Origin of the sequence: Massilia sp. NP310, from assembly GCF_019443485.1 — a bacterium.
Taxonomy (GTDB): Bacteria; Pseudomonadota; Gammaproteobacteria; order Burkholderiales; family Burkholderiaceae_D; genus Telluria; species Telluria timonae.
The window spans coordinates 2,904,770-2,930,041 of record NZ_CP080379.1 but is presented as its reverse complement, the minus strand read 5'-3'; the positions used below and the strand labels follow the sequence as shown (position 1 = coordinate 2,930,041).

The window sequence follows — 25,272 nt, the reverse complement described above, 5'->3', positions numbered from 1 at the left end:
AGTTGCCCCGGCATAATTCTATTGTGCGTGGCGGTGTTCGCCTGCCACCAATAGGAGAATGCCATGATTCGTTCGCTGTACATCGCCAAGACCGGCCTGGAAGCCCAGCAGACCAACCTGGACGTCATTTCGAACAACCTCGCCAACGTCAGCACCAACGGCTTCAAGAAGTCGCGCGCCGTATTCGAGGACCTGCTGTACCAGAACGTGCGCCAGCCAGGCGCCCAGTCGTCGCAGCAGACCAACCTGCCATCGGGCCTGCAGATCGGCACCGGTGTGCGCACCGTCGCCACCGAGCGCATCCACACCCAGGGTAACCCGCAGCTGACCGGCAATGACAAGGACGTCATGGTCAACGGGCCCGGCTACTTCCCGGTCATGATGCCGGACGGCACCCAGGCGTATACCCGCGACGGCTCCTTCCAGAAAGACCAGAACGGCCAGCTCGTCACCTCGAGCGGCTTCGTGGTCCAGCCGGCGATCACCGTGCCGGTGAACGCCGAATCGATCAGCGTCGGCCGCGACGGCACCGTGTCGGTCAAGATCGCCGGCGAAGCCGCGATGACCCAGATCGGCGCCCTGCAACTGGCCACCTTCATCAACCCCGCCGGCCTCGAGTCGCGCGGCGAGAACCTGTACGTCGAAACCACCGCCTCCGGTGCGCCGAACCTCAACGTGCCAGGCACCAATGGCGCAGGCAACCTGATGCAAGGGTATGTCGAAGCGTCGAACGTCAACGTGGTCGAAGAGATGGTCGCCATGATCCAGACCCAGCGCGCCTACGAGATCAACAGCAAGGCGATCACGACTTCCGACCAGATGCTCCAGAAACTGTCGCAGCTCTAATCCAGTCCTCATGAAAACCCTGTCTCTGTCCTTCCTCGCCGCGGTGGCGCTGCTTGCCGGTTGCAACACCGCGCCGACCACTATCGTGCAAGGCCCGACCAGCGCCCGTCCGATGCTGGTCGACACCACCCCAGCCACCGACGGCGCCATCTTCAACGTCAACAGCTACCGCCCGATGTTCGAAGACCGCCGCGCGCGCCACATCGGCGACCTGCTGACCGTGAACATCAGCGAGCGCACCAGCGCCACCAAGACCGGCGCCAGCTCGGGCAACAAGACCGGCAGCGCCAGCTTCACCGCGCCTGGCCTGCTGGCCGGCAAGATCGGCGCCGGCGTCGACCTCGAGTCGGGCACCAAGTATGCCGACGGCGACAACCAGAGCGCCTCGAACAATTTCAGCGGCACCATCGGCGTGACCGTCACCGAAGTGCTGCCCAACGGTAACCTGATCGTGGCCGGCGAAAAGCAGGTCGCGATGAACAAGGGCACCGAGTTCATCCGTTTCTCGGGCATGGTCAGCCCGGACACGATCCAGGCCGGCAATACGGTCTCGTCGGCGGTGATCGCCGATGCGCGGGTCGAATACCGCACCAACAGCCGTCTCGACCGCGCCGAGGTGACCTCGATGCTGTCGCGCTTCTTCCTGTCGATGCTGCCGTTCTAATTTAAAGAGTCATTCATGCGTAAGATCACCGTCTTCATGCTGCTCGCCGCCGCGCTTGCGGGGACTGCTCCAGTGGCCCAGGCCGAGCGCCTGAAGGACCTGGCGACCATCGCCGGCGTGCGCCAGAACCAGTTGTCGGGCTACGGCATCGTCGTGGGCCTGGACGGCACTGGCGACCAGACCACGCAAACCCCGTTCACCGTGCAGTCGATCAAGGCGATGCTGCAGCAGAAGGGCATCAACCTGCCGGCCGGCGTCCAGCTGCAACTGAAGAACGTGGCGGCGGTGATGGTCACCACCTCGCTGCCGGCCTTCGCCCAGCCGGGCCAGACGCTGGACATCACCGTGTCGTCGATCGGCAACGCGAAAAGCCTGCGCGGCGGCACCTTGCTGATGGCGCCGCTGCACGGCGCCGACGGCCAGGTGTACGCGATGGCCCAGGGCAGCCTGGTGGTCGGCGGCGTCGGCGCGCAAGCCCCGGGCGGCGGCGCCCAGGTGCAGGTCAACCACCTGTCGGTGGGCCGCATCTCGGGCGGCGCGACCGTCGAGCGCGCGGTGGCGTCGAACCTCGGCGCGGACAACCAGATCCGCCTGGAACTGAAAGAGACCGACTTCGCCACCGCGGCGCGCGTGGTCGAAGCCGTCAACGACCAGTTCGGTCCCGGCGTGGCGACCGCCCTCGACGGCCGCGTGGTGCGCGTGCGCACCCCGTCGTCGAGCGACCAGCGCGTGGCCTTCCTGGGCCAGCTGGAACAGATCGACGTCAAGCAGCCGCTGGCCTCGGCCAAGGTGATCATGAATGCGCGCACCGGTTCGGTGGTGATGAACCAGGCCGTGATGCTGGAAAACTGCGCGATCTCGCACGGCAACCTGTCGGTGACGATCGGCGCCGACACGCAGGTGAGCCAGCCGAATCCGGGCACCCTGGGCGCCACCGTCGTGACCCAGAATCCGAGCGTCGAGATCAGGAAGGAACCGGGCCAGGTGCTCAACGTCAAGGGCGGCGCTTCGCTGGCCGAAGTGGTGAAGGCGATGAATTCGATCGGCGCCACCCCGCAAGACCTGCTGGCCATCCTGCAGGCGCTGAAGGCGTCCGGTTCGCTGCGCGCCGAACTTGAAATCATCTAATTCATTGAGCCACGCATGATCGCCTCGCGCCTCTCCAACGACCAGACCGCCAAGCTCGCGCTCGACACCAACAGCCTCAACGGCTTGCGGCAGAGCGCGAAGGACGGCTCGCCGGCCGCCCTCAAGGAAGCGGCGACCCAGTTCGAGGCGATGTTCATCAATATGATGATGAAGAGCATGCGCGACGCCACGCCGCAGGAAGGTCTGATGGACAACCAGCAGACCAAGACCTTCACCACCATGCTCGACCAGCAGATGAGCCAGAACCTGGCCAAGCGCGGCGTCGGCCTGGCCGACGTGCTGGTGCGCCAGCTGAGCTCGCAGCAGATGGGCCAGCAGGCGCTGGCGATCGGCGCCGACGGCGTGAGCGCCGGCGCAAGCACCGGCATGGGCACGCGCGGCCTGCCGGGCGCGATGAATGGCGCCGCCATGTACCAGAACAGCGCCGGCACGGAAGGCGCCGGCAAGGCGCCGGCGCTGCCGGCCACGCTCGAGAATGGCCGCACCCAGGCGCCGCACGTGCGCGCCTTCCAGGAAAAGCTGCACGAGCACGCCCACGCGGCCGAGCAGAGCACCGGCATCCCGGCCAAGTTCATGCTGGGCCAGGCCGCGCTCGAGACGGGCTGGGGCAAGCGCATGATCAAGAATGCCGACGGCACCAGCAGCAACAACCTGTTCGGCATCAAGGCCGGTCCGAGCTGGAAGGGCAAGGTCGCCACCGCCGTGACGACCGAGTACGTGAACGGCAAGCCGCAGACGAAAGTGGAGAAATTCCGCGCCTACGATTCGCCCGCCGATTCGTTCCGCGACTACGCCAGGCTGATCGCCAACAATCCGCGTTACGAAAAAGTCATCGCCAGCGGCGGCGACGCCGAAGCCTTCGCCAAGGGCCTGCAGCGCGCCGGCTATGCGACCGACCCGAATTACGCGGCCAAGCTGACCCGGTTGATCAAGAACTCGCTGGCCTGAAGCGCTGGCCCAGAAAAATGTCGTTACAAATGACCGTCAAGTTTTTCCAAAAGCTGCCGTAGACGGACTTGTTAAAGAGAGAAAAAAGTCATGAGTAGCCTTCTCGCCATCGGTAAGACCGGCCTGTACGCAGCCCAGGCGGCCCTGTCCACCACCGGCCACAACATCACCAACGCCAACGTGGCCGGCTACAGCCGCCAGGTGGTGGTGCAGGCCACCTCGGCCGCCCTGAACACCGGCGTCGGCTTCATGGGCACCGGCACCCAGATCGCGCAGATCAAGCGCTACAGCGACGACTTTTTGAACACGCAGGTGCGCAACGCCCAGGCCAGCAGCAGCGGCCTGGAATCGTATTATTCGCAGATCAAGCAGATCGACAACCTGCTGGCCGACACCACGTCGGGCCTGACCCCGGCGATGCAGGGATTCTTCAAGGGCGTGCAGGACATGGCCGCAAACCGCGCCTCGGTGCCGTCGCGCCAGGCCATGCTGTCGAACGCCGAATCGCTGGCCACGCGCCTGAACGGCCTGGATGCGCGCCTGGGCGAGATCCGCGAGGGCGTCAATTCCGAGATCGAGTCGAGCGTCACCGCGATCAACACCTACGCCCAGCAGATCGCCAAGCTCAACGAGCAGATCGGCAACTATGCCTCGTCGCCCCAGCGTCCGCCGAACGACTTGCTGGACCAGCGCGACCAGCTGGTGCTCGAACTGAACAAATACGTCAAGGCCTCCGTGCTGCCGGGCGATAACAACAGCCTGACGGTTTCGATCGGCAATGGCCAGCCGCTGGTGGTGGGCCAGGATTCCTTCCAGCTGGCGACGATGCAGTCGCCGACCGACCTGACGCGCCTGGAAGTGGGCTATCAGGTCGGCGACAAGGTGTCGGTGCTGCCCGACGGCGCGCTGCCGGGCGGCAAGCTGGGCGGCGTACTCGATTTCCGCAGCAACACGCTGGACAAGGCCCAGAGCCAGCTCGGCAAGATCGCGATCGGCCTGGCCTTCGAGTTCAACCGCCAGCACGAGCTGGGCCTGGACCAGAACGGCGAGCCGGGCAAGGCCTTCTTCAACGAAGCGCCGGCCTACGTCGGCAAGAGCGTCAACAGCTCGCGGCTGAGCACGTCGGAACTGACGGCCAAGGTCGTCGATCCGTCCAAGCTGACCGACAACGACTACGAGGTCAAGTTCTCCGAAGGCCGCTACCACGTGGTCAGCCTGCCGGACCGCACCTCGGTCGGGTCGGTCGAGCCCGATGCCGACGGCAACGCCACCTTCGAGGTCGGCGGCGTGGAGATGAGCTTCTCGAAGAGCGCGCGCGAGGGCGACACCTTCCTGGTGCGCCCGACCATCAACGGCGCTTCCGACTTCAAGGTGCTGGCCACCGACGTGTCGCAGATCGCGGCCGCGGCTCCGGTCCTGAGCAAGGAACCCTTGACCAACACCGGCAGCGGCAAGATCAGCGAAGTCAAGGTCGAAAAAGAATTCCTGGACACGCCGCCCACGCTGCCGATCACGCTCACGTTCAATGCTGGCGCCGGCGACGAGCCCGGCACGCTGACGGGTTTTCCCGATGGCGAGCCTGTCTACAGGGTGGACGACAAGGGCGAGAAGACGCTGATCGAGGGCGACGTCCAGTTCGAAAATGGCGCCACCTACAGCTTCGGCGGCATCACCGTGACCATGACCGGCGCCCCGGGCGGCGGGGACAAGTTCGAGATTGCCGACAACAGCAGCGGCGTCGGCGACACCCGCAACATCGCGGCGCTGGGCGAGCTGCAGACCAAGAACATCTTCAACGGCGGCACCGCGACCATCCAGTCGTCGTACGCCCAGATGGTGAGCGAAGTCGGCAACAAGACGCGCGAAGTCCAGATCAATGCCTCGGCCAGCAATGCCCTGCTGGCGCAGGCGCAGGGCGCCCAGGCCGACGTCGCCGGCGTCAACCTGGACGAGGAAGCCACCAACCTGATCAAGTACCAGCAGGCCTACCAGGCGGCCAGCAAGGTGATGCAGATCGCCGGCACGATCTTCGATTCGCTGCTGTCGATCGGCCGCTAACGCCTGACCCCGAGCAAAGACCATCATGCGCATCAGTACCCTGAACCTGTACAACACTTCGACCAACCAGCTCAACAACCTGCAGTCGGCGCTGGCGCGCACGCAGATGCAGCTGTCGACCGACCGCCGCCTGTTGACCCCGGCCGACGATCCAGTGGCGTCGGCGCGCGCGCTGGAGGTGACTCAATCGCAGAACGTCAACGCCCAGTTCGCCACCAACCGCAGCAGCGCCAAATCGTCGATGGGCTTCGTGGAATCGGCGCTGCAGAACGCCGGCGACCTGCTGCAGGAAATGCAGCGGCTGACGGTGGATGGCGGCAATGGCGCCATGCTGCAGAGCGACCGCGAGAAGCTGGCCACCGAACTCGAGGGCCGCCTGGCCGACCTGCTGGGCGTGGCCAATACCGCCGACGGCGCCGGCGGCTACCTGTTCTCAGGCTTCAAGACCACCACCCAGCCGTTCACGGCGACGCCGACCGGCGCCGCCTACCAGGGCGACTCGGGCGTGCGCCAGCTGCAGGTGAGCGAGTCGCGCAAGGTCCCGCTGTCGGCTTCGGGCAGCGCCGTGTTCGAGTCGATCCCGACCGGCAACGGCACGTTCCAGACCAAGGCCGATACCGACAATACCGGCGCCGCCATCATCTCGTCGGGTTCGGTGGTCGACCGCAAGGGACTGGACGGCAGCAAGTACGAGATCGTGTTCGACGTGAGCGCGGACACGCCGCCGGTGACCACCTACTCGGTGTACCGGACCGATCCGAGCAGCGACGAGCCCCTCCAGGAAGGCGTTCCCTACAAGGAAGGCCAGCAGATCGCCTTCGGCGGCATGGCGATGGACATCAAGGGCGTGCCGGCAGCCGGCGACAAGTTCAGCGTCGAGCCGAGCCAGAAGCAGTCGGTGTTCACCACCGTGACCGACCTGATCAAGACGCTGCGCATGCCGGGCGACGGCGCGGCAGGCAAGGCGGCGCTGACCAACCAGCTCAACTCGGCGCTCGACAACCTCAAGAACGCCCACGACAACGTGCTGACCGTGCAGGCCTCGGTCGGCGCCCACATGAACGAACTCGACTACCTGGACAGCGCCGGTTCCGACCTCGACATCCAGTATGCGACCACGCTGGACGACCTGCAGGGGCTGGACACGGTCAAGGCCATCTCGGACTTTTCCCAGCAACAGCTGACCCTGCAGGCGGCGCAGATGTCGTTCAAGACGATGTCGGGGCTGTCGCTGTTCAACGTCATCTGATCAGCGCGCCGCCACCGGCTTCGGCGGCGTCTTCGCATTCACTTTCGGCGGCTTGGTCGCCTCCCTGATCTCGGCGCCGCAATTGGTGTCCGGCGCCTTGTCGACGTTAATCAGCGGCAGCAGGGCGGCCAGCGGATTCACGGTGGCCAGCGCCACGGCCGCGCCGGCCTTCAGCGCCAGCGGACCCGCCTGCGGTCCGACCTTCGGCTCGGTGAAGGTGCCGCGCGCATACAGCGGCGTGCGCAGCGACAGCACGCGCGCGCCCTTGGTTTTCGGCCGCACGTCCAGGTCCAGGCGTTCGCTGGCCAGGTCGACGTAACCCGACATGTTCACCACCGCATCCTCGCTGTCGAGCACGAAGCGGTCGATGTTGGCGCGGCCATTGCGCACCGTGGTCTGGGCCGCCACGCAATTGAGCATCATCTGCTTGTCGCCGAAGATCTTGACGAAGATGGCGTTGGCCACGTTCAGGCCGGCCAGTTCGAGCATGAACTGGCTGACCGTGCCCTCGGTGACGACGGCATTGATTTCGCCGTGCGAGGTGCCCAGCATGGCCGCCACCGTATTGCCCTTGCCGGCCAGCACGCCGTCGCCATTGACCTCGCCGAAGCTGGCCTGCATCGACTGCAGCTTGGGGAACAATTCGCGGATCTTGAGGCCGCGCGCCGCCAGGCGGGCCCCGGCGTCCAGCGTCTTGCCGCTACCGTCGAGGCGGATGTTGGAGGTGATGCGCCCGCCCGCCATGCCGAAGCTGAGCGGGGTGAGGGTGAGCACCTTGTTCTTCATGCGGATGGTGGTCTCGAGGTCTTCCAGCGGAATGTCATGGGTGCGCACGATGCGCTTGCCGGAGAATTTGACGTCGGCATCCAGCGCTCCCCACTTCTCGGTATTGAACCCTTCCACCGGCAAGGCCTTGCCGGGCGGCGGCGCCTTGATGCGGCCCGCTTCCTTGGTGCCGGCGCCGGTGTCGGCGCCGACGGTCGGCCCCAGGTCGGCCAGGCGCAGTTGCTTGGAGGTCAGGGCGCCGCTCAGGAACGGGCGCGGCTTGCGCTGGGCATAGGTCAGGGTGCCGGCGAGGTCGCTGGCGCCGACCTTGCCGGTGAAGTCTTTATACGTGAAGCTCCAGAAGTCGCCGTCCTTCTTGCCCAGCAGTTCGCCGCGGGTCGAGTAGGGCGGGGTTTCCGGCAGCAGCACGCCGGTCAGGCCGTACAGGTCGGCCATGCTGGCGCCGGCCAGCTCCATCTTGAGGGCGAAGCCGGACGGCGAGCGCGGATCGCGGACTACGCCGCGCAGGCCGAGCTTGTTCTGGCCGGCGCTGGCCTCGGCCTCGATCGGGAAGGTGATGTCTTCGCCGGTCAGCGACAGCACCGCGCCGGCCTTGCCGCCGCCCGTGATCTTCGCCTTGTTGTAGGTGCCCGACAGGGTGAAGGCCAGGCCGTACGGCGGCACGCCCGCGGCCGGCGCGGGTTGCTGGCCGTCGATCGTGCGCGCGTCCGCGCGCAGGTCGATGCGGAGCGGCTCGTCCGCATAGCGCAGCTTGCCGCTGTTGAAGGACAGGCGCTGGATGTCGACATTCCACTGTGACGGGCCGTTGTCCTTGAAGGTCCAGGAGTTGCGGCCATCCTCGAGCCGCTGCACGGCGATGTCGGGGGCCGCCAGGCGCAGGTCGGTGATGACGACGTCCTTGCGCAGCAGCGGCAGCACGTGCAGGCCCACCTCGACGCGCTGCGCCCCGGCCATTTGCGGGCCGACCGTGCTCCAGGTCGGGTTGCTCATGGTGACGTCGTTGGCGCTGATGTACGGGCGCGGCACGTAGCGTCGCCAGCCGCGTTCGCTGTCCAGTCCGCGCTGGAACTTGACGTCCAGGTCGCCCCGGATCGCGAATTCACGGCCCGTGGTTTCCGATACCTTGCGGTTGATATACGGCCGCAGCATATTCCAGTCGAACAGCAGGAAGAAGAGGATCACGATGACCGTGATTCCAAGCAGGATCCAACCGACGATCTTGAGAGGTCTAGATGTTTTCATGTCGATAGCGGCCACATGCATGGCTTGGTGGAGGCGCTACGCCCTAGGATGTTCAGGCTACCCCTGCCGTGCGCTTTTGTTTGTTGGCTAAGTAGCATTACGGGCCAAAAGGTGGCGTTTCAGGCATGCGGCATCGAAGGGGGAGAAGCGTTGACGATCTGGTTGGCATGAATATACACTGTTATATATCGCGTTATGGAGATTGCCGATGTCGGATTTATTGAAAGAGCTGGGCCCGACCTTCCTGGGCAGCCGCCTGAAGCGCCTGGGCGAACGGATGCAGGCGGGGGCCGCCAGGGTCGCATCGGATGCGGGCTTGCCGGTGCAGCCGGCCCACATGCCGCTGCTGGCCGCGCTCGACGGCCAGGCGCTGACCATCGGGCAACTGGTCCAGGTGGTCGGCGTCAGCCAGCCCGGCATCACGCGCGGCATCGGCCAGTTGGCCGACCTGGGCCTGGTCGAGTCGCAACAGGACAGGGACGGCGATGGGCGCCAGCGCACCATTTCGCTGACTTCCGAGGGCAATGCCGTGCTGGCGCGCGCCAAGCTGTATGTGTGGCCGCAGATCGGCGAGGCGGTCAAGACCTTGTTCGGCGGCCGGCCTGAAGAGTTCATGGAGCAGATCGCCGCCATCGAGGCGGCGCTGGCGGAGCATTCCATCGATGCGCTGGCCGCGCGCTCGACGCCGCAACTTCTCACGATCCACGAGTTCAGCGACGAGCTGGCAAGTCACTTCCACGACATCAACGCCGAATGGATCAACGCCATGTTCAAGCTCGAGGCGACCGACCGCGAGGTGCTGGAAAATCCGCGCGCGAAGATCGTCGACCCGGGCGGCGCGATCCTGTTCGTGGAAGCGCGCGGACTGGGCATCGTCGGCACCTGCGCGCTGCAAAAGACCGGCGCGCGCAGTTTCGAGCTGACCAAGATGGGCGTGCGCGAAAGCGCGCGCGGCCTGAAGGCCGGCGAATTCCTGCTCGAGGCGATGATCGCCCGCGCCATGGGGCTCGGGGCCGAACCGCTCTACCTGCTCAGCAACGCCCGGTGCGCCGCCGCCATCCACCTGTACGAGAAGCTGGGTTTTGAACACGACGCCGGCATCATGGCGGACTACGGCGCGCGTTATGCGCGCTGCGACGTGGCGATGCGCTACCGCGCGCCGGCGCGCTAAGCGAGGAAAAACTCCAGCCCGCGCGCCATGGCCGGGAACATCGCCGAGCCATGGTTTTCATGCGCCAGCAGGTGGAACCGGACCCGTGCCAGCGTCTGGTCCGCCTGCAGCCGCTCGGCGAGCTCGCGCGCCTCGTCGACCATGCGCCGCCTGGCCGCGATCGCCTGGCGGCCTTCCAGCGCGGCGCCGTTCGCCGCCGGCTGTTCCAGCTCGCCCACGGCCAGCATCAGGGAGGGTTTCGCCGGCAGGGAAGCAAGGCGTTTGGCGAATCCCTCCATGCCCGCCAGCACCGCGCGTTCGCCATACCAGATCGACGGGCTGGCCGCGAGATAGGTCTGGAACATCGCGGGGCGGGTGAGCAGCGCGTGCAGCGTGCACAGGCCGCCGTACGAATGCCCGTACAGCGCCTGGCGCGCCGGGTCGAGCGGCGCCAGCGTCGCCACCAGCGGTTTCAGTTCTTTCTCGATGAAGTCGAGGAACAGGTCGGCGCCGCCTTCGGTCGCCGGTCCCGCCTTGCCGGTCGGCGGCGTGTAATCGCGGCCGCGCGCGCTGCTGTAGGGCTGGTCGCCGGCATAGCCGATGCCGACGATTACCGGTGGCGTCTGGCCGGTGACGCGGCTGCGCACGCCGGCGCTGCGCGCCATGAGCGTCAGGGTCGGGAAGGTGGCGTTGCCGTCCAGCGCATACAGCACCGGATGCCCCGCGGCGGGCGCCGCGCCGGGCGGCACGGCGACGAAGATGCGGTAGTGCTGGCCGGTGATGGCGGATGTCAGGTCATGTTGCCGGGCCAGCGGCAGGGTGGCGGTCTGCCACCCTTCGGCGGCGCGCGCCAGCGGCGCGGCGAGGCCGGCCAGGGTGGTAACGGCGGCGGCGCCGAGCAGGCGGCGGCGAAGCAGGGAATCGGGCATATGCAACAAGATGAATGAGAATTATTCTCATTCTAACCTTGTTTCCTGTGATCAGCCAGGCGCCGGCACCACCGGCGCCGGTTGCGCCGGGGCCGCTCCCGCCGCTCCCGGCTGTGGATTGCCGGCGCGCGGCAGCGACCGGGTGGTTTCGATGCCCTGGTTGAACAGGTTGACGATCGGCGCGCTGAGGTAGGGCAGGGCCAGGCTCAGGGTCAGGAAGCCCACGCCCAGCGTGATCGGGAAACCGATGCCGAAGATGTTCAGCTGCGGTGCGGCGCGCGTCAGGATGCCGAGGGCGACCTGCGTGATCAGGAGGGCGGCGATGATCGGCATCGCGATCTGCAGGCCGGCCGAGAAGATGCGTCCGCCCCAGCGCGCCAGTTCCAGCGCCGCGTTGGACGAAAACGGCGTCTCGGTGATCGGCATGGTGACGAAGCTTTCGGCCAGCGCCTCGAGCAGCACCAGGTGGCCGTTCACGGCCAGGAAGGCCATGGTCGCGACCAGGGCCATGAACTGGCTGATGGCCGACGAACGTCCGCGCGTGCTGGGATCGAAGAACATGGCGAAGCCCAGGCCCATGGTCTGGCTGGCCACCTCGCCAGCGTACTCGACGGCGGCGAACACGAGGCGCATGGCGAAGCCCATCGCCAGCCCGATGATCATTTCCTTGACCAGGATGAGCAGGCCCGCCCATGACGTGGGATCGGCTGCCGGCACCGCCGGCACCAGCGGCGCGATCACCAGCGCCAGGAACACGCCGAGCAGGACCTTGACGCGCAGCGGTACGCCGGCGTTGCCGAACAGCGGCGCGGCGGCGATCAGCCCCAGGATGCGCGACAGCGGCCACAGCAGGGCGGCGATCCAGGCGTTGATCTCGACCGAGGTCAGCGTCAGCACGCGGGCCTTACCCGATCAAGCCCGGAATCCCGGTGAACACCTGGCGCATGTAGTCGAGCATCACCGACAGCATCCACGGCCCGGCCACCACCAGGGCGACGAATACGCCGACCAGCTTCGGGATGAAGGACAGGGTCGCTTCGTTGATCTGGGTCGCGGCCTGGAAGATGCTGATGATCAGGCCGATGATCAGCGCCACCAGCAGCAGCGGGGCCGAGATCATCAGCGTCACTTCCATGGCCGTGCGGCCCATCGTCATCACGCTTTCGGGTGTCATGGCCGCCTCCTCAGTAGAAACTCTGGGACAGCGAGCCCAGCAGTAACTGCCAGCCGTCGACCAGCACGAACAGCATCAGCTTGAACGGCAGGGCGATGACGGCGGGCGACATCATCATCATGCCCATCGCCATCAGCACCGACGCCACCACCATGTCGATGATCAGGAAGGGGATGAAGATCGCGAAGCCGATCTGGAACGCCGTCTTCAGTTCGCTGGTGACGAAGGCCGGAATCAGGACCCGCAGCGGAATGTCTTCGGGCCCCTGCAGCGCTTCGGAACGCGAGATCTTGACGAACAGCGCCAGGTCGGACTGGCGCGTCTGCTTGACCATGAACTCCTTGAGCGGCACCGCACCGCGGTTCATGGCATCGGTCATCTGGATCTCGTTGCGCTGCAGCGGCAGATAGGCCTCGCTGTAGATGCGGTCGAACGTCGGTCCCATCACGAAGAAGGTCAGGAACAGCGCCAGCCCCACCATCACCTGGTTCGGCGGCGCGGTCTGGGTGCCCAGCGCCTGGCGCAGCAGCGACAGCACGATGATGATGCGGGTGAACGCCGTCATCATCAGCAGCGCGGCCGGCAGGAAGGTGAGTGAGGTCAGCAGCAGCAGGGTCTGGACCGGCAGCGAGTACGACGTGCCGCCGCCCGGCGCCGGGCTGCTCTGGAATGCCGGGATGCCGGGCTGGGCCGCCGCGATCAGCGGCAGGGCCAGTGCGCCGGCCAACAAAAGGTGTTTAGCTCGCATTGCGTTTGTCGATCGTCTTCTTGAGCCAGTCCGAGAAGTGAGTGGCCGGGAGTGCGCCGTGGGCGGCGGTCGGGGCCAGTTCGCCTTCCTGGCGCGGCATGGTATGCAGGGCGTTGACGCGGCCCGGCGCGGCGCCGACCACGATCCACTGGTCGCCGACTTCGACCACCATGATGCGTTCGCGACCGCCCAGGTTCAGGGCGCCGACCACGCGCAGGTTGGCGCTGCCGCCGCCCATCCTGGGACCGAAGCGTTTCATCATCCAGGCCAGGCCGGCCAGCAGGCCGAGCACCAGCGTCAAGGCCATGATGGTCTTGAGCAGGCCGCCCGCGCCGGGGCTGGCGGTGGACGAGGTGGGCATCGGGGCGGGCATCGACACACGCGGGGCTTCGCTCAGCGGCGCGGGGGACGTGGGCGACACGGGCGCAGTGGCGACCGGCGGGGTGGTATCGGTGGTCGCGGCGGCATCGCCCGGCAGCGGGGCGGTCGGCGGGGCTGTCGCGGTGGGCGTGGTCGCCGGGGCCGGCACGGCCGGCGCAGGTGGACGGCCGGTGGTAGTTTCGCCGGGACGGCGCGGGGTTTCGGCGTCCTCGTGGGCGGCCGGGGCCGGCGCGGTCGAGGTGCCGGCCATGCTGGCCGGCGTCGCCGGCTTCGAGGTGGTGTCGGTGGTTTGCTGGGCGAAGGCCAGGCAGGGGGCGAGCAATAACGAGGCGGTGAAGGCTCGTAGGGTGGGCGGCTTCGCCGCCCACGCGTCCAGCCAGCGCACGCACAGCCCCTTGTGTGGCAAGAAGACGTTCGTTGAACGCGTGGACGGCAAAGCCGTCCACCCCACGGCAGGGAAGTGATCAGAGGCAGGGGCGCGCGGCAGGGTCATTTATTCAGTTTGCGAATCCGTTCAGATGGCGTGATGATATCAGTGAGTCGGATCCCGAACTTGTCATTCACGACCACCACCTCGCCCTGGGCGATCAGGCAGCCGTTGACCAGCACGTCCATCGGCTCGCCGGCCAGGCCGTCCAGCTCGACCACCGAGCCCTGCGCCAGTTGCAGCAGGTTCTTGATGGCGATCTTGGTGCGGCCCAGTTCCACCGTCAATTGCACCGGGATGTCGAGAATGAAGTCGATGTCGTTCGGCGTCTCGTTGCGCGCGCCCTTGTTCGAGAAATCCTTGAACACGGCGGCAGCCGCGGCCGGGGCGGTCGCCTGCTGCTGTTGCTGGCGCTCGAGCGCCGCGGCTTCTGCCGCGGCCTGCTCGGCGATCGCCGCGCCCCAATCGTCGTCGATGTGGTCCTGGTCTTCCTGGTTGTCCGACATGGTGTTCTCCTGTATTGCTTCTTGCTTCGGCCGGCGCCCTGCGCCTGGCCAATCATATCGATTACTTGCTGAAGGTGTCGCTATTGGCGAGCAGCTTCTCGACCTTCAGCGCATATTGCCCGTTGTGCACGCCGTAACTGCAATCCATCACCGGCACGCCGTCGACCGTGGCTTGCAGCATGTCGGGCACCACGATCGGGATCACGTCGCCGATCTTCATGTTCAGGATCTCGTCGAAGTTCGCCTTGCCGTTGCCCAGCACCGCGACCAGCTCGACCTCGGCGACCTGGATCTGTTGCGTCAGCAGGCGCACCCAGCGCTTGTCGACTTCCAGCGCTTCGCCCTGGATGCTCGAGGTCAGCGCGTCGCGGATCGGCTCGATCATCGAGTAGGGCATGCAGAAGTGGATCTGGCCCGACACCGAGCCCAGCTCGACCGTGAAGGTGCAGGACACCACGACTTCGTTCGGGGTCGCGATGTTGGCGAACTGCGTGTTCATCTCGGAGCGGATGTACTCGAACTCGATCGGATACACCGGCTCCCACGACTTGCCGTAGGCCTCGAACACGATGTCGAGGATGCGCATGATGATGCGCTGCTCGGTCTGGGTAAAGTCGCGGCCCTCGACGCGGGTATGGAAGCGCCCGTCGCCGCCGAACAGGTTGTCCACCAACAGGAACACCAGGCCCGGATCGAACACCATCAGGGCGGTGCCGCGCAGCGGCTTCATGTGGATCAGGTTCAGGTTGGTCGGGACCACCAGGTTGCGGATGAACTCGCTGTACTTGGAGACCCGCACCGAGCCGACCGAGACCTCGGCGCTGCGGCGCAGGAAGTTGAACAGGCCGACCCGCAGATACCTGGCGAAACGCTCGTTGATGATCTCGAGCGTCGGCATGCGGCCGCGCACGATGCGCTCCTGCGTTGCCAGGTTATAGGTGCGTACCCCCGAGGTGTCTTCAGGCGTCGCAATGTCGTCCTGATCGCCGTTGACCCCTTTTAAGAGGGCATCGACTTCTTCCTGTGAGAGGAAATTATCGGCCATGTTTCTTCGTGTTTACTGAATGCTTACTGGATGATGAACGAAGTGAATAATACGTCGGACACTTCCTGTTCGTCGCCATGTTTCTCGAACGGCTCGGTGATCGCCGCCTGGATGTCGGACGCCAGTTGCTGCTTGCCCTCTACCGTATTGATTTCGGACGCTTTTTTGCTCGACAACAGGAGCAGCACGCGGTTGCGCACGATCGCCATATTGTCTTTTACCATGGTCGCCTGTTCGGCGCCGTCGACCTGCAGGGTGAACTGTACCTGCAAATACTGCTCGCCGTTCTCGGGCTGCAGATTGACGGTGAAGGCCTCGATCGGCACGTATTCCGGCTTGGAGTCCGGATCTTTCTTTTTCTTCTTCCTGGTTTCCTTGGCCGGGGCTTCTTCTTCGCCATGGGCGGCCGAGGACTGGCTGAAATACCAGCCGCCGCCGGCGCCCGCGCCAAGCACGAGGATCGCGGCGAGGATCATGATGATGAGCTTTTTCTTCGAGCCGGCCGGCGCCGCTGCTGCAGCCGCGTCCGCTTTCGGATCAGCCTTCATTTTCGGATTCGCTTTCAAAATAGGTCTTCAGTGCTGGTTAATGGGTACAACATTATGGCATTGTCGCGGAAAGATGCACCCGGGCAAGCCTAGAAAAGAGGGAGGAAGAGGCAGTAAATCCGGAATTGTTGCAGGCGCGCGATGACGGAATGGAAAAGGGCGGCCGTCGGGCCGCCCCTTGCGCGCCGTCCCGGCCGGATTACGCGAACAGGTCGACCATTCCGCGCTCGCCCAGGCCCACGGTGCGGGTGCGTGGCGCGACTTCGTTCACTGCGGGCTCGCCCTCGTTGCCGGCGCCAGCGCCGGCCAGGTTGCCATTGGCGCCCGTGCCGCCGGACGCACGGCGTTGGTCATCCTGTTGCTGCTGGCGTGCGCCGGCGTCGACCGTCGCGTTATTCAGGGCGATGCCGCTCTCGCTCATCATCTCGCGCAGGCGCGGGAGGGCGTTTTCCAGGGCCTGGCGCACTTCCAGCTGCTCGGCCGAGAAGGCCACGCTGGCCTGGTCGTTGCTCACGTTGAGCACGATCTGGACCGGGCCCAGGTCGGGCGGGTTCAGGGTCAGGGTGGCGGCCTGCTCCTTGCCGACCATGTAGACGATGCGCTGGCTGACCTGGTTGTCCCAGGCCTGGCTGCCCACCCGGGCCGGGATGCGGTCGCCCGGCACGGCGGCCGGGTTGCCGACCGCGTCCGCCATCTTGGCGGCCTGGGCCTGCAGCTGGGCCAGCGGGGCCGGGGCTTCCTCGACCGCCGTTGCCAGTTGCTGCTGGCTTTCGCGCAGCTGGGTCTGGAACTGGGCGGCATCCTGCTGACCTTCCGGCAGGGCGCCGGCCTGGACCTGGGGCGCGTTCGGGTCGACCGGGGCACGCTGCACGCCGGCGGCCAGCGAGACGCCTTTGCCGAGCTCGTCGGTGACGGCGGCGCCGGCCGCGGCGTCACCGGCCGCGCTGCCGGCCGCGCCGGTCATGTGCTCCAGCGCGCTTTCCAGCGCCTTCGATTGCAGGTCGCCGGCAGCGGCCGCGTCGAGCGGCACGGCAGCGGCGTCGGCGCTTGCGGGCCTGGTCAGGCTGGCCATGAAGGCCAGCATGTCGGTGACCGGCGTCGTGGCCGCGGCGGCGGCTTCGGCCGCGCCGGATTCTTCCGCGCCCTCGGCGGACGCGGTCTTCGCTTCGCCTTCGTGGCTGGCCGGCTTGACGCCGGACTTGGCCTGTTCGCGCACCGGCTCGCGGTTGGTGGGCTTGTCGGCGGCATTCGGTTTCGATTGCTGCTGCGCGGCCGGCTTCGGCTGCTGGGCAGCCGGGGTCGGCGCCTGCGGCTGCGGCGCCTGCTGGCGCGCCGCCAGTTCGCGCGACAGGGTGGCGCCGAAGGCGCCATTGTTGCGTGCGCTGTCGGCCAGCCGGTCCTGACTCGCACTGCGTGGCGCGCTGGCATTGGCGCCCGTGGTCTGGAACAGGAGATTCGTGGTCTGCGTCGTCATGATTCGCTCAGCGTTGTTTGTAGCGGGCGCCACGCGCCGCGTGGTCGTCCATCAGTTTCTGGTCGCGCTTGTTCTGCACCTTGAGCGCTTCGCTCGCGGCGCGTTCGTTCAGCGTGCGATACGACAAGCGCTTGCGTTCGCTTTCCTGCAAAGTCTTGCGCTCGGATTCCGCCTTGAATTGGGCATGCTTCAACACGTCGCGCTGGCCATTCAAGGCACTGTCCAGCTTGCCAATAAAGGCAACGAAGTTGTGGTACGCGAAAGGCGTGATGCCGGCCACCTGGGCGGCATCGAGCTTGCGCGCATATTCGTCGCGGTAGCCGACCAGCATTTCCAGCTTCTGTTCGGCTTCCTCGACCAGTTTGTTGGCCGCGCCCAGGCGCTTGGCGGCAGCATCGGAATCCTTCTGCGCCAGGTCGATCAGTGTTTCAAGTGCGGATAATTGGGCCATGGTGCAGCGATTTTAACGCTGGACAATTCTCGCCGATCAGTTGAATAGCGAGGAAAGTTGCCCCAAGCTCTGGGGAAGCGTGGCGTTGTCGTGGATTTCCTGGCACAGGAATTCTTCGATGGCCCCATGCTTCGCGATGGCCTGGTCGAGCACCGGATCGCTGCCGGCGGCATAGGCGCCGACATTGATCAGGTCGCGCGAGCGTTGATAGCGCGAATACAATTGTTTGAGCTTGCGCGCCGCCAGCTGGTGTTCGTGCGTCGTGATCGAGTGCATCGCGCGCGAAATCGACTGCTCGATGTCGATCGCCGGATAATGCCCGGCCTCGGCCAGGTGGCGGTTGAGCACGATGTGGCCGTCGAGAATACCGCGCGCCGCATCGGCGATCGGATCCTGCTGGTCATCGCCCTCGGACAGCACGGTATAGAAAGCCGTGATCGAGCCGCCGCCTTCCAGGCCGTTTCCGGCCCGTTCCACCAGCACCGGCAGCTTGGCGAACACCGATGGGGGATAACCCTTGGTGGCCGGCGGCTCGCCGATCGCCAGCGCGATCTCGCGCTGCGCCATCGCGTAGCGGGTCAGCGAATCCATGATCAGCATCACGTTCTTGCCCTGGTCGCGGAAATGTTCGGCGATCGCCGTGGCGTAGGCCGCCCCCTGCAGGCGCAGCAGCGGCGGCGAGTCGGCCGGGGCCGCCACGACGGCCGAGCGGGCGCGGCCTTCGGGGCCCAGGATCTGGTCGATGAATTCCTTGACCTCGCGGCCACGTTCGCCGATGAGTCCGACCACGATGACGTCGGCTTCGGTATACCGTGCGATCATCCCGAGCAGCACCGATTTGCCGACGCCGGTGCCCGCGAACAGGCCCAGGCGCTGGCCACGGCCCACGGTCAGCATCGCATTGATGGCGCGCACGCCGACGTCGAGCGTGTCCTTGATCGGCGCGCGGTCGAGCGGATTGACCGGCCGCGCATTGAGCGGTCCCACCTCGCTCGTGCCGAGCGGGCCGAGGCCGTCGAGCGGGCGGCCGGCGCCATCGACCACGCGGCCCAGCAGCTGCATGCCGACCGGCAGGTGGCGCGCGCGGTCTTGCGGACGCCGGCGCCCGTGCGGCACGGTGCCCGGCGGCGGCAGCACGCTCTCGACCGGGAAGACGCGCGAACCGGGCACCACGCCTTCGGTATCGCTTTGCGGCATCAGGAACAGGCGTTCGCCCTCGAAGCCGACCACTTCGGCCTCGATGAAGCCGCTGGCGGTGGGGATCGTGGCGGCGGCGCCGACCGCGAGGCGCAGGCCGACGCATTCCATCACCAGCCCGGCCACGCGCGTGACGCGGCCCGACACTTGCAGCGGATCGGCGAAGCTGACCAGGGTGTCGCAATCGCGCAGGAAGGATTTCCAGCGCCCGGTGTGCGGGTCGCCGCTGCCAGTGCCTTCCTGGTGGTGCTGGTGGTCGTCCATCAGTCGCCCAGCCATTCGACGTTGGCGCCCAGCGCGTGGGTCAGGCGGTTCCAGCGCGCCGCGGCTTGGGCGTCGATCTGGTTAGTAGCGGTCTCGACCTTGCAGCCGCCGCGCGCGATGGAACCGTTCTCGACGATGCGCCAGCCGCCCTTGCTCAATTCCTCGGCCATGCCATGGCGCACCAGTTCGGCATCCAGCGGGTTCAGGGTGAGCACGGCCGGCTGTTGCAGCACGGGCAACTGGTCGATGGCGTCGCGCACCACCGACAGGATCAGTTCGGGACGCACGTCGAAACCGGTGCGCACCATACCGCGCGCCAGGCGCAGGGCCAGTTCCAATACGTCGCGCGCGATGGTCTCGTCGGCCTGGGCGATGGCGTCGCCGAAGCTGGCGGCCACCTGGCGCAACTGCGCCAGCTCGGCCGCGGCTTCGCGCTGGCCGGCCTCGGCGCCTTCGGCGTAACCTTGTGCGCGGCCCTCGTGATGGCCCTGGGCGCGGCCTTCTTCCAGCCCTTGCGCGAAGCCTTCCTGGCGCGCCGCTTCGCGCATCGCTTCCAGTTCTTCGACGCTCGGCAGGGAAAATCCCGGCGGCAGGGCGGGCGTGGCGTCAGCAGAAGGGGAGGCGCTGGACGCGGCCGCGGCCTCGGCCGCGCGGCGTGCGAGCGTGCTGGGACGATCGTCGCCGAACGACGCCATTTCCCAGCGCTGGTAGGCGCTCTGCTGTTCTTTCGGTATTGCCATCAGACGAACGAATCCTCACCTTTTCCGCCCAGCACGATCTGGCCTTCGTCCGCCAGGCGGCGCACGATCTGCAGGATCTGCTTCTGCTGCGATTCTACTTCGGACAGGCGCACCGGACCCTTCGATTCCAGGTCTTCGCGCATCATTTCGCTGGCACGCTGCGACATATTCTTGAAGATCTTCTCGCGCAAGTCCTGCGAGGCGCCCTTGAGCGCGATGATCAGCATCTCGGACTGCACTTCACGCAACAGCAACTGGATGCCGCGGTCGTCGATGTCGATGATGTTGTCGAACACGAACATCTCGTCCATGATCTTCTGCGCCATGTCGTTGTCGTAGTTCTTGATATTGTCCATCACGGCTTGCTCTTGCTCGCCGCTCATGAAGTTCAGGATCTCGGCCGCGGTACGCACGCCGCCCAGCGAGGACTTCTTGATGTGTTCATTACCCGACAACAGCTTGGTCAGCACGTCGTTCAGCTCGCGCAGGGCGGCCGGCTGCACGCCGTCCAGCGTGGCGATGCGCAGCACGACGTCGTTGCGCAGTCGTTCGGTAAAGTTTGCCAGAATTTCGCAGGCCTGGTCGCGTTCGAGGTGGACCAGGATGGTGGCGATGATCTGCGGGTGCTCGTTGCGGATCAGCTCGGCCACCGAGACCGAGTCCATCCACTTCAGGCTCTCGATGCCCGAGGCGTCCTTGCCGCCGAGAATGCGGTTCAGCAAGACTGCCGCCTTGTCGTCGCCCAGCGCCTTGGTCAGCACCTGGCGGATGTACTCGTCCGAATCGAGGCCGACGGTCGAGTGCAGATTGGTCTCTTCGACGAACTCTTCGAGCACCGTGACCACCTGGCCGTGCTGCACCGCCTTCATCTGCGCCATCGCGGCGCCCAGCTTGAGCACTTCGCGCGGGCCGAGGAACTTCATCACCTCGGCCGCTTCGGCTTCACCCAGGGCCAGCATCAGGATTGCCGCCTTGTTCGTGCCGTCCTTGTCTTTATCACTCATTTGAACCCAACCATGCCTTGATGACGTTTGCGACGATGCGCGGATCTTCGTTTGCCAGGTCTTTCGCCAACTTCAGGTTGGCGCGGTAACCCATGTCCCGGCGAATCTTCTCTTCTTCCTCGAGGTCTTCCTCGTCTTCTTCGGCTTCCTCTTCGCCTTCCCCGCCTTCGGTCTTCTCGTCTTCCTTCGGCTCTTCCGGGATGGCGGTGGCTTCGTCGAACTTCTTGATCGCCGGACGCAGCAGCGGTCGCAGGAAGCGGTAGTACAGGAAGGCGATCACGGCGAACACGAAAGCGTAGCGGGCCAGGTCCTTGAACAGCGGCATATTCGCCGGGTCACGCCACCAGTCCGGTTCTACCACCGGATCGGCCGGCTTGTCCACACCGTCGAACGGTGCGTTGGTCACGTTCAGGGTGTCGCCGCGGGCCTGGCTGTAACCCATCGCCTGCTTGACCAGCTCGTTGATCTGGGCCACTTCGTTGGCCGCGAGCGGACGCACGGTGACCTTGCCGGTGGCCGGGTCGACGATGCGGCGGTAGTTCACCACCACGCCGACCGTCAGGCGCTTGATGCCGCCCATCGGACGCTGTTCGTAGCGGATGGTCTTGTCGACTTCGAAGTTGGTGGTTGAATTCTTGGTGCTCGGGCCGGTCGCGGCAGGCGCTTCGGCCGGCGGCTCGCCGTCGATCGGCGCGGTGTTCACGCCCGGCGGCTGGTTCGACAGCGCGCCCGGGATGCCCGACGGGCCGGCGCCGGCGCCTTGGGTTTCCGAGGTCTGCTGGCTGCGGATGGCCTGCGGCTCGGGCGGCGAGTTCGGCTTGTACATCTCGGCCGCGGTATCGACCTGGGCGAAGTCCACCTCGGCGGTCGCTTCGGCGCGCACATTGCCCTCGCCGACCAGTGGCTTGATGATCGATTCGACCTGCTTGATGATGTTCTGCTGGACCTGGTCGACGTATTTCAGCTGGGTCGGGTCCAGGGTCTTGCCGCCCGCGCCCTTGTTGGCCTGCTCGGACAGCAGGGTGCCGTTCTGGTCGACCACGGTCACGTTGCCGATGGTCAGTTCAGGCACGCTGGACGCGACCAGGTGCGAGATGGCGCTGACCTGGCCCTGGTCCAGGGCGCGGCCCGGCTGCAGGTTGAGCAGCACCGAGGCAGTCGGCTTTTGCTGGTCGCGCACGAACACGGACGGCTTCGGCAGCGCCAGGTGGACGCGCGCGGCGCTCACCGAGCCCAGCGACTGGATCGAACGCGCCAGCTCGCCTTCGAGCGAGCGCTGGTAATTGACCTGTTCCAGGAACTGGGACACGCCCAGCTTCTGGTTTTCCATCAGCTCGAAGCCGACATTGCCGCCCTTCGGCAGGCCTTGCGCGGCCAGCTTCAGGCGCAGGTCGTGGATCTGCTCGGCCGGCACCAGGATCGCGCTGCCGCCTTCGGAAAACTTGTACTGCACCCCCATCTGGTCGAGCGAGGCGGTGATGGCGCCACCGTCGCGGTCGCTGTAATTGGAGAACAGCACGCGATACTCGGGCGCCTGGCTCCACATCCAGACAGCGATCATCAGCGCCAGAATCAGCGCGATGCCGCCGCCGATGGCGACGCGCTTGCCCATGGTCGTCTGGAAAAACGACGGGGGCGCAGCCGGGGGCTGGCCCTGGGTGGTGTCGAGAAGGTCTTCCGCAGTTGCTGCCATGTTCGATGGATTCAGGTGAATGGGTGGGGACAGGCAGCATTATGGAGCCCTGGGGCAACATTCAAACCCCGAAATAGGGGGCGTTTACCGCTTTAACTCGTACGTGAAATGGGCGCCCGCGCTGCTATTCTGCTTTCCTGAGTGCATTTGTAGATGATTCTACAAGGCAATAACATGCAGGAGGGTAACATGAGTATTGGCGGTATCGGCGGCATCGACAGCAGCCGCATCCAGGCCATGATGGAGCAGTTGAAGGCGGCGGCCACCAAGCCGGAGTCGGCGGGACCGGTCGCCCCTGGTGGGCTCGGCAATGCCAGCGCGGTGGGCGGCAAGTCCGCGGTCAAGCTCGACTTCGCGGAAGCCTTGCACAATTCCCTGCAGGGCGTGAGCAACCGCTCGGCCGAGGCGCAGGCGCTGAGCCGGCGCTTCACCATGGGCGACGACACGGTCAGCCTGTCGGACACCATGGTCGCGATGCAGAAATCGAGCATCGCCTTCCAGGCGACGGTGCAGGTGCGTAACAAGCTGGTGTCGGCCTATCACGACATCATGAACATGCAGGTGTGATGCCGGCGGCGGGACGTCGAGCCAGGCCAGTCATGGCCGACCGTCCCATGGTGCCGGAGGCGCCGGGAGACTTCTGCGAGCAGGTCTCCGGGCGTCCTCCAGCGGTGCTGCTTCCTAGATCTGCTCGACGTTCCCGCCGGTGGGAACGCCCTGGCCGGACTTGTAGGCCCCCAGTTCCACGTCCCCGACGGGCACCCGGTTGGTGGTCGCATAAGCCACCTGGGCCGCCTGGGTGAAGGCGCCGCTCTCGACGTGCGACACGTGCGGCTGGGTCTGGCGCCGGTAGTAGGTGATTGCCGGCAGGGTGCCGGAACTGGTTTTCTGGGTCATGTAAAGAGGCATGTCATCTCCATAATGCCTGAAGAGCGAAGGGGTTGAAGGAAGCGCCGTGGCCGATGGCGTGCTCAGGCGCTTTTACCCATGGTGATCGGCACCACGGCGATGACCTTGGGCGAGTTGGTGTTGTCGGTGATGGTGATCGAGGTCTTGTCGGCGGACATCGTCACATCCTGGCTGAAGCTGCTGGCGCCTTGCGACATATTGGCCTGGGCGCTCCAGCAGAAGCCGCCGATGGAAATGCTGCTCGCGCTGTTCTGCGACATCTTCGAGAACAGCGCCTGGATGCTCTGGGTGTCCGACGTCAGGGTCACCGAGGGCTTGAGCACCACCAGCAGCTTGCCGGCGCGCAGGTTCAGAATGCCATCGGGGCCGAACAGCTGCTTGTTGGCCAGGGCCGAGGTCGGCGAAACCTGGTCGTAGAAGTCGGCCACGATGCTCGAATCGAACCAGGCCCCGGGGACGATCGAAAACAGCTGGGCAGCCTGCGCGGTATAGGTCATGGTCATGCCCTGGACCAGGCTCGTGTAATCCTGGGCGTCGCTCGATTGCGAATACGAGGTCGAGGCCGAACCGCCCCAGAAGAATGCGTCGTAGGTGCCGGACGCCGAGACGTCCAGGAAGCTGCTGACCACCAGGTTGCTGCTGTTGGAATCGTCGAGCTTGATGGTCATCGAGATCTGCGGCGGCGCGCTGCTGGCCAGCGTCTGGAGTGCGCTCACGTACCAGTCGTTGAGGCCGGGTGTGATGACATACGCCGGCTGCAGATTGCCGGATGGATCGGCGATGCCGTTGCCCGCCGCGGGGCTCAGCACCACCTTGGCCTGGGCGGCGGAAATGGTCTGGTAGTCCGGGCCGCCGACCTGCTCCAGGGCCTGGTTGTACAGGGTAACCTGGGCGGAGACCGCGTTCTGGGCACTGGTGATCACCTGGTTCCAGCCGTTCTGCTGATACCACTGGGTATAGGTGGACTGGGCCGACGGCGGCAGGCTGGACTGGGCCGTGTTGAAGGCGACCCAGGCGGTCATGCAATTGGTGGTCGTCGTCGACAGCGCCTTCTGGGCAGCGATGACCTTGGCCCCATAGCCGTCGGCGATCTGCTGCAGGGCCGGATTCCCGCCCTTGAGGGCGATGGCGAACAGGAAGGCCTTGTACTGGTCGTAGAAATTCATCGACGACGGCGCGTACGACGGCGACCATGCCGGCATGACGTTGGCCCAGTTCTCCAGCCCGCTTACCACGGTGCTGCCCGGCACCGGCGGGGTGCCGGCGGCAGCCGGCAGGCCGGTCACGTCCATGTACTGCCAGTCGGCGTTGGTGAGCCCGCCGGTAGGCATCAAGGTTTTCGGGTCGAGGCCGGCCCCGGCGCTCGACGAGTTCAGTCCCTGGACGAATTTTTGCCACATGATGCTTGCTTGATTGACAGCCATGATCGTTCTCCAGAAAGTTGCGAGGACTTCGTGTGTTCCCCAGTGGTTGGAATGGACCGGCGTCAAGCTGCCGGCCGGTGCGGCCGCCAGCGCGGTCCGCAGGCCATCTATCGCAAGGGGTGTGCCAGCGCCGTACGCAAGGCTGTCGCGCGCATGAAGAGGCGATTTCATGCGCGGCGCATGCGAACAGGGCGTTATGTGGCTGGTTTACCGCTTTCGGCATTGTCAAGGGAGTGTAAAATTGACTTCCTGTTTCCACGACATAT

Annotated in this window: 25 protein-coding genes; 8 read left to right on the top strand and 17 right to left on the bottom strand. The window is 65.9% G+C overall.

Going from position 1 to position 25,272, the window contains the following annotated elements:
* The first annotated feature begins 63 nt into the window (after positions 1–63).
* The 6 genes from flgG (at position 64) to flgL (ending at position 6,914) form a co-directional block, all read left to right on the top strand.
* The gene (gene flgG / locus KY496_RS12950) at positions 64–846 is read left to right on the top strand and encodes a flagellar basal-body rod protein FlgG (RefSeq protein WP_123067758.1); all 783 of its coding nucleotides are present in this window, start codon (positions 64–66) and stop codon (positions 844–846) included.
* Between the two features lie 10 nt (positions 847–856).
* The gene (locus tag KY496_RS12945) at positions 857–1,510 is read left to right on the top strand and encodes a flagellar basal body L-ring protein FlgH (RefSeq protein ID WP_219864985.1); all 654 of its coding nucleotides are present in this window, start codon (positions 857–859) and stop codon (positions 1,508–1,510) included.
* Positions 1,511–1,525: 15 nt separating this feature from the next.
* Positions 1,526–2,638, top strand: coding sequence for a flagellar basal body P-ring protein FlgI (locus KY496_RS12940; RefSeq protein ID WP_005665859.1), 1,113 nt, complete (start codon positions 1,526–1,528; stop codon positions 2,636–2,638).
* A 15-nt stretch (positions 2,639–2,653) separates the two neighbouring features.
* Positions 2,654–3,607, top strand: coding sequence for a flagellar assembly peptidoglycan hydrolase FlgJ (gene flgJ, locus KY496_RS12935; RefSeq protein ID WP_005665860.1), 954 nt, complete (start codon positions 2,654–2,656; stop codon positions 3,605–3,607).
* A 90-nt stretch (positions 3,608–3,697) separates the two neighbouring features.
* Positions 3,698–5,665, top strand: a complete 1,968-nt coding sequence (flgK, locus tag KY496_RS12930) for a flagellar hook-associated protein FlgK (protein WP_219864984.1) — start codon at positions 3,698–3,700, stop codon at positions 5,663–5,665.
* Between the two features lie 25 nt (positions 5,666–5,690).
* Complete coding sequence (gene flgL / locus KY496_RS12925; protein ID WP_219864983.1) at positions 5,691–6,914, top strand: flagellar hook-associated protein FlgL; 1,224 nt, start codon at positions 5,691–5,693, stop codon at positions 6,912–6,914.
* Here flgL and KY496_RS12920 read toward each other — a convergent pair whose 3' ends face one another.
* Entirely contained in the window at positions 6,915–8,942 is a 2,028-nt protein-coding gene (locus KY496_RS12920; protein WP_157225466.1) for an AsmA family protein, read from the bottom strand. It lies immediately after the preceding gene.
* A 208-nt stretch (positions 8,943–9,150) separates the two neighbouring features.
* Here KY496_RS12920 and KY496_RS12915 point away from each other — a divergent pair, with 208 nt between their 5' ends.
* A complete protein-coding gene (locus tag KY496_RS12915) occupies positions 9,151–10,113 on the top strand; it encodes a bifunctional helix-turn-helix transcriptional regulator/GNAT family N-acetyltransferase (RefSeq protein ID WP_005665864.1) in 963 nt (320 codons plus the stop codon).
* Here the strand turns inward: KY496_RS12915 and KY496_RS12910 are convergent.
* The 14 genes from KY496_RS12910 to fliF all read right to left on the bottom strand — a co-directional run bounded on the left by KY496_RS12910 (position 10,110) and on the right by fliF (position 22,673).
* Entirely contained in the window at positions 10,110–11,021 is a 912-nt protein-coding gene (locus tag KY496_RS12910; RefSeq protein WP_219864982.1) for an alpha/beta hydrolase, read from the bottom strand. The genes KY496_RS12915 and KY496_RS12910 overlap by 4 nt on opposite strands.
* A 51-nt stretch (positions 11,022–11,072) precedes the next feature.
* Entirely contained in the window at positions 11,073–11,918 is an 846-nt protein-coding gene (fliR, locus tag KY496_RS12905; protein WP_005665866.1) for a flagellar biosynthetic protein FliR, read from the bottom strand.
* 7 nt (positions 11,919–11,925) lie between these two features.
* A complete protein-coding gene (gene fliQ, locus KY496_RS12900; protein WP_005665867.1) occupies positions 11,926–12,195 on the bottom strand; it encodes a flagellar biosynthesis protein FliQ in 270 nt (89 codons plus the stop codon).
* Between the two features lie 10 nt (positions 12,196–12,205).
* Positions 12,206–12,943: a flagellar type III secretion system pore protein FliP gene (gene fliP, locus KY496_RS12895; RefSeq protein ID WP_005665868.1), complete on the bottom strand. Its 738-nt coding sequence runs from the start codon at positions 12,941–12,943 to the stop codon at positions 12,206–12,208.
* Complete coding sequence (gene fliO, locus KY496_RS12890) at positions 12,933–13,730, bottom strand: flagellar biosynthetic protein FliO (RefSeq protein ID WP_229520513.1); 798 nt, start codon at positions 13,728–13,730, stop codon at positions 12,933–12,935. The genes fliP and fliO overlap by 11 nt, the downstream gene beginning before the upstream one ends.
* Before the next feature lie 83 nt (positions 13,731–13,813).
* The gene (gene fliN, locus KY496_RS12885; protein WP_005665870.1) at positions 13,814–14,257 is read right to left on the bottom strand and encodes a flagellar motor switch protein FliN; all 444 of its coding nucleotides are present in this window, start codon (positions 14,255–14,257) and stop codon (positions 13,814–13,816) included.
* A 61-nt stretch (positions 14,258–14,318) separates the two neighbouring features.
* Positions 14,319–15,302 carry a flagellar motor switch protein FliM gene (gene fliM, locus KY496_RS12880; protein WP_005665871.1) on the bottom strand — a complete coding sequence of 328 codons (984 nt, stop codon included), beginning with the start codon at positions 15,300–15,302 and terminating at the stop codon, positions 14,319–14,321.
* A gap of 23 nt (positions 15,303–15,325) precedes the next feature.
* Complete coding sequence (gene fliL, locus KY496_RS12875; RefSeq protein ID WP_219864980.1) at positions 15,326–15,850, bottom strand: flagellar basal body-associated protein FliL; 525 nt, start codon at positions 15,848–15,850, stop codon at positions 15,326–15,328.
* A 199-nt stretch (positions 15,851–16,049) separates the two neighbouring features.
* Complete coding sequence (locus KY496_RS12870) at positions 16,050–17,324, bottom strand: flagellar hook-length control protein FliK (RefSeq protein ID WP_219864979.1); 1,275 nt, start codon at positions 17,322–17,324, stop codon at positions 16,050–16,052.
* A 7-nt stretch (positions 17,325–17,331) separates the two neighbouring features.
* Complete coding sequence (gene fliJ, locus KY496_RS12865; RefSeq protein WP_219864978.1) at positions 17,332–17,775, bottom strand: flagellar export protein FliJ; 444 nt, start codon at positions 17,773–17,775, stop codon at positions 17,332–17,334.
* Positions 17,776–17,811: 36 nt separating this feature from the next.
* Positions 17,812–19,236 (bottom strand): flagellar protein export ATPase FliI, encoded by a 1,425-nt coding sequence (fliI, locus tag KY496_RS12860; RefSeq protein ID WP_184239149.1) that lies wholly within the window; start codon positions 19,234–19,236, stop codon positions 17,812–17,814.
* A complete protein-coding gene (locus KY496_RS12855; RefSeq protein WP_005665877.1) occupies positions 19,236–19,976 on the bottom strand; it encodes a flagellar assembly protein FliH in 741 nt (246 codons plus the stop codon). Before KY496_RS12855 ends, fliI begins: the two co-directional genes overlap by 1 nt.
* Complete coding sequence (fliG, locus tag KY496_RS12850; protein WP_005665878.1) at positions 19,976–20,980, bottom strand: flagellar motor switch protein FliG; 1,005 nt, start codon at positions 20,978–20,980, stop codon at positions 19,976–19,978. The genes KY496_RS12855 and fliG overlap by 1 nt, the downstream gene beginning before the upstream one ends.
* Complete coding sequence (fliF, locus tag KY496_RS12845; RefSeq protein WP_219864977.1) at positions 20,973–22,673, bottom strand: flagellar basal-body MS-ring/collar protein FliF; 1,701 nt, start codon at positions 22,671–22,673, stop codon at positions 20,973–20,975. The genes fliG and fliF overlap by 8 nt, the downstream gene beginning before the upstream one ends.
* Before the next feature lie 189 nt (positions 22,674–22,862).
* Between fliF and fliE the strand changes: the two genes are divergently transcribed.
* Positions 22,863–23,240: a flagellar hook-basal body complex protein FliE gene (gene fliE, locus KY496_RS12840; RefSeq protein ID WP_005665880.1), complete on the top strand. Its 378-nt coding sequence runs from the start codon at positions 22,863–22,865 to the stop codon at positions 23,238–23,240.
* Between the two features lie 114 nt (positions 23,241–23,354).
* Here the strand turns inward: fliE and KY496_RS12835 are convergent, their stop codons facing one another.
* Entirely contained in the window at positions 23,355–23,582 is a 228-nt protein-coding gene (locus tag KY496_RS12835; protein ID WP_184239002.1) for a hypothetical protein, read from the bottom strand.
* Between the two features lie 62 nt (positions 23,583–23,644).
* Complete coding sequence (locus tag KY496_RS12830; protein ID WP_219864976.1) at positions 23,645–25,006, bottom strand: hypothetical protein; 1,362 nt, start codon at positions 25,004–25,006, stop codon at positions 23,645–23,647.
* Positions 25,007–25,272 lie beyond the last annotated feature (266 nt).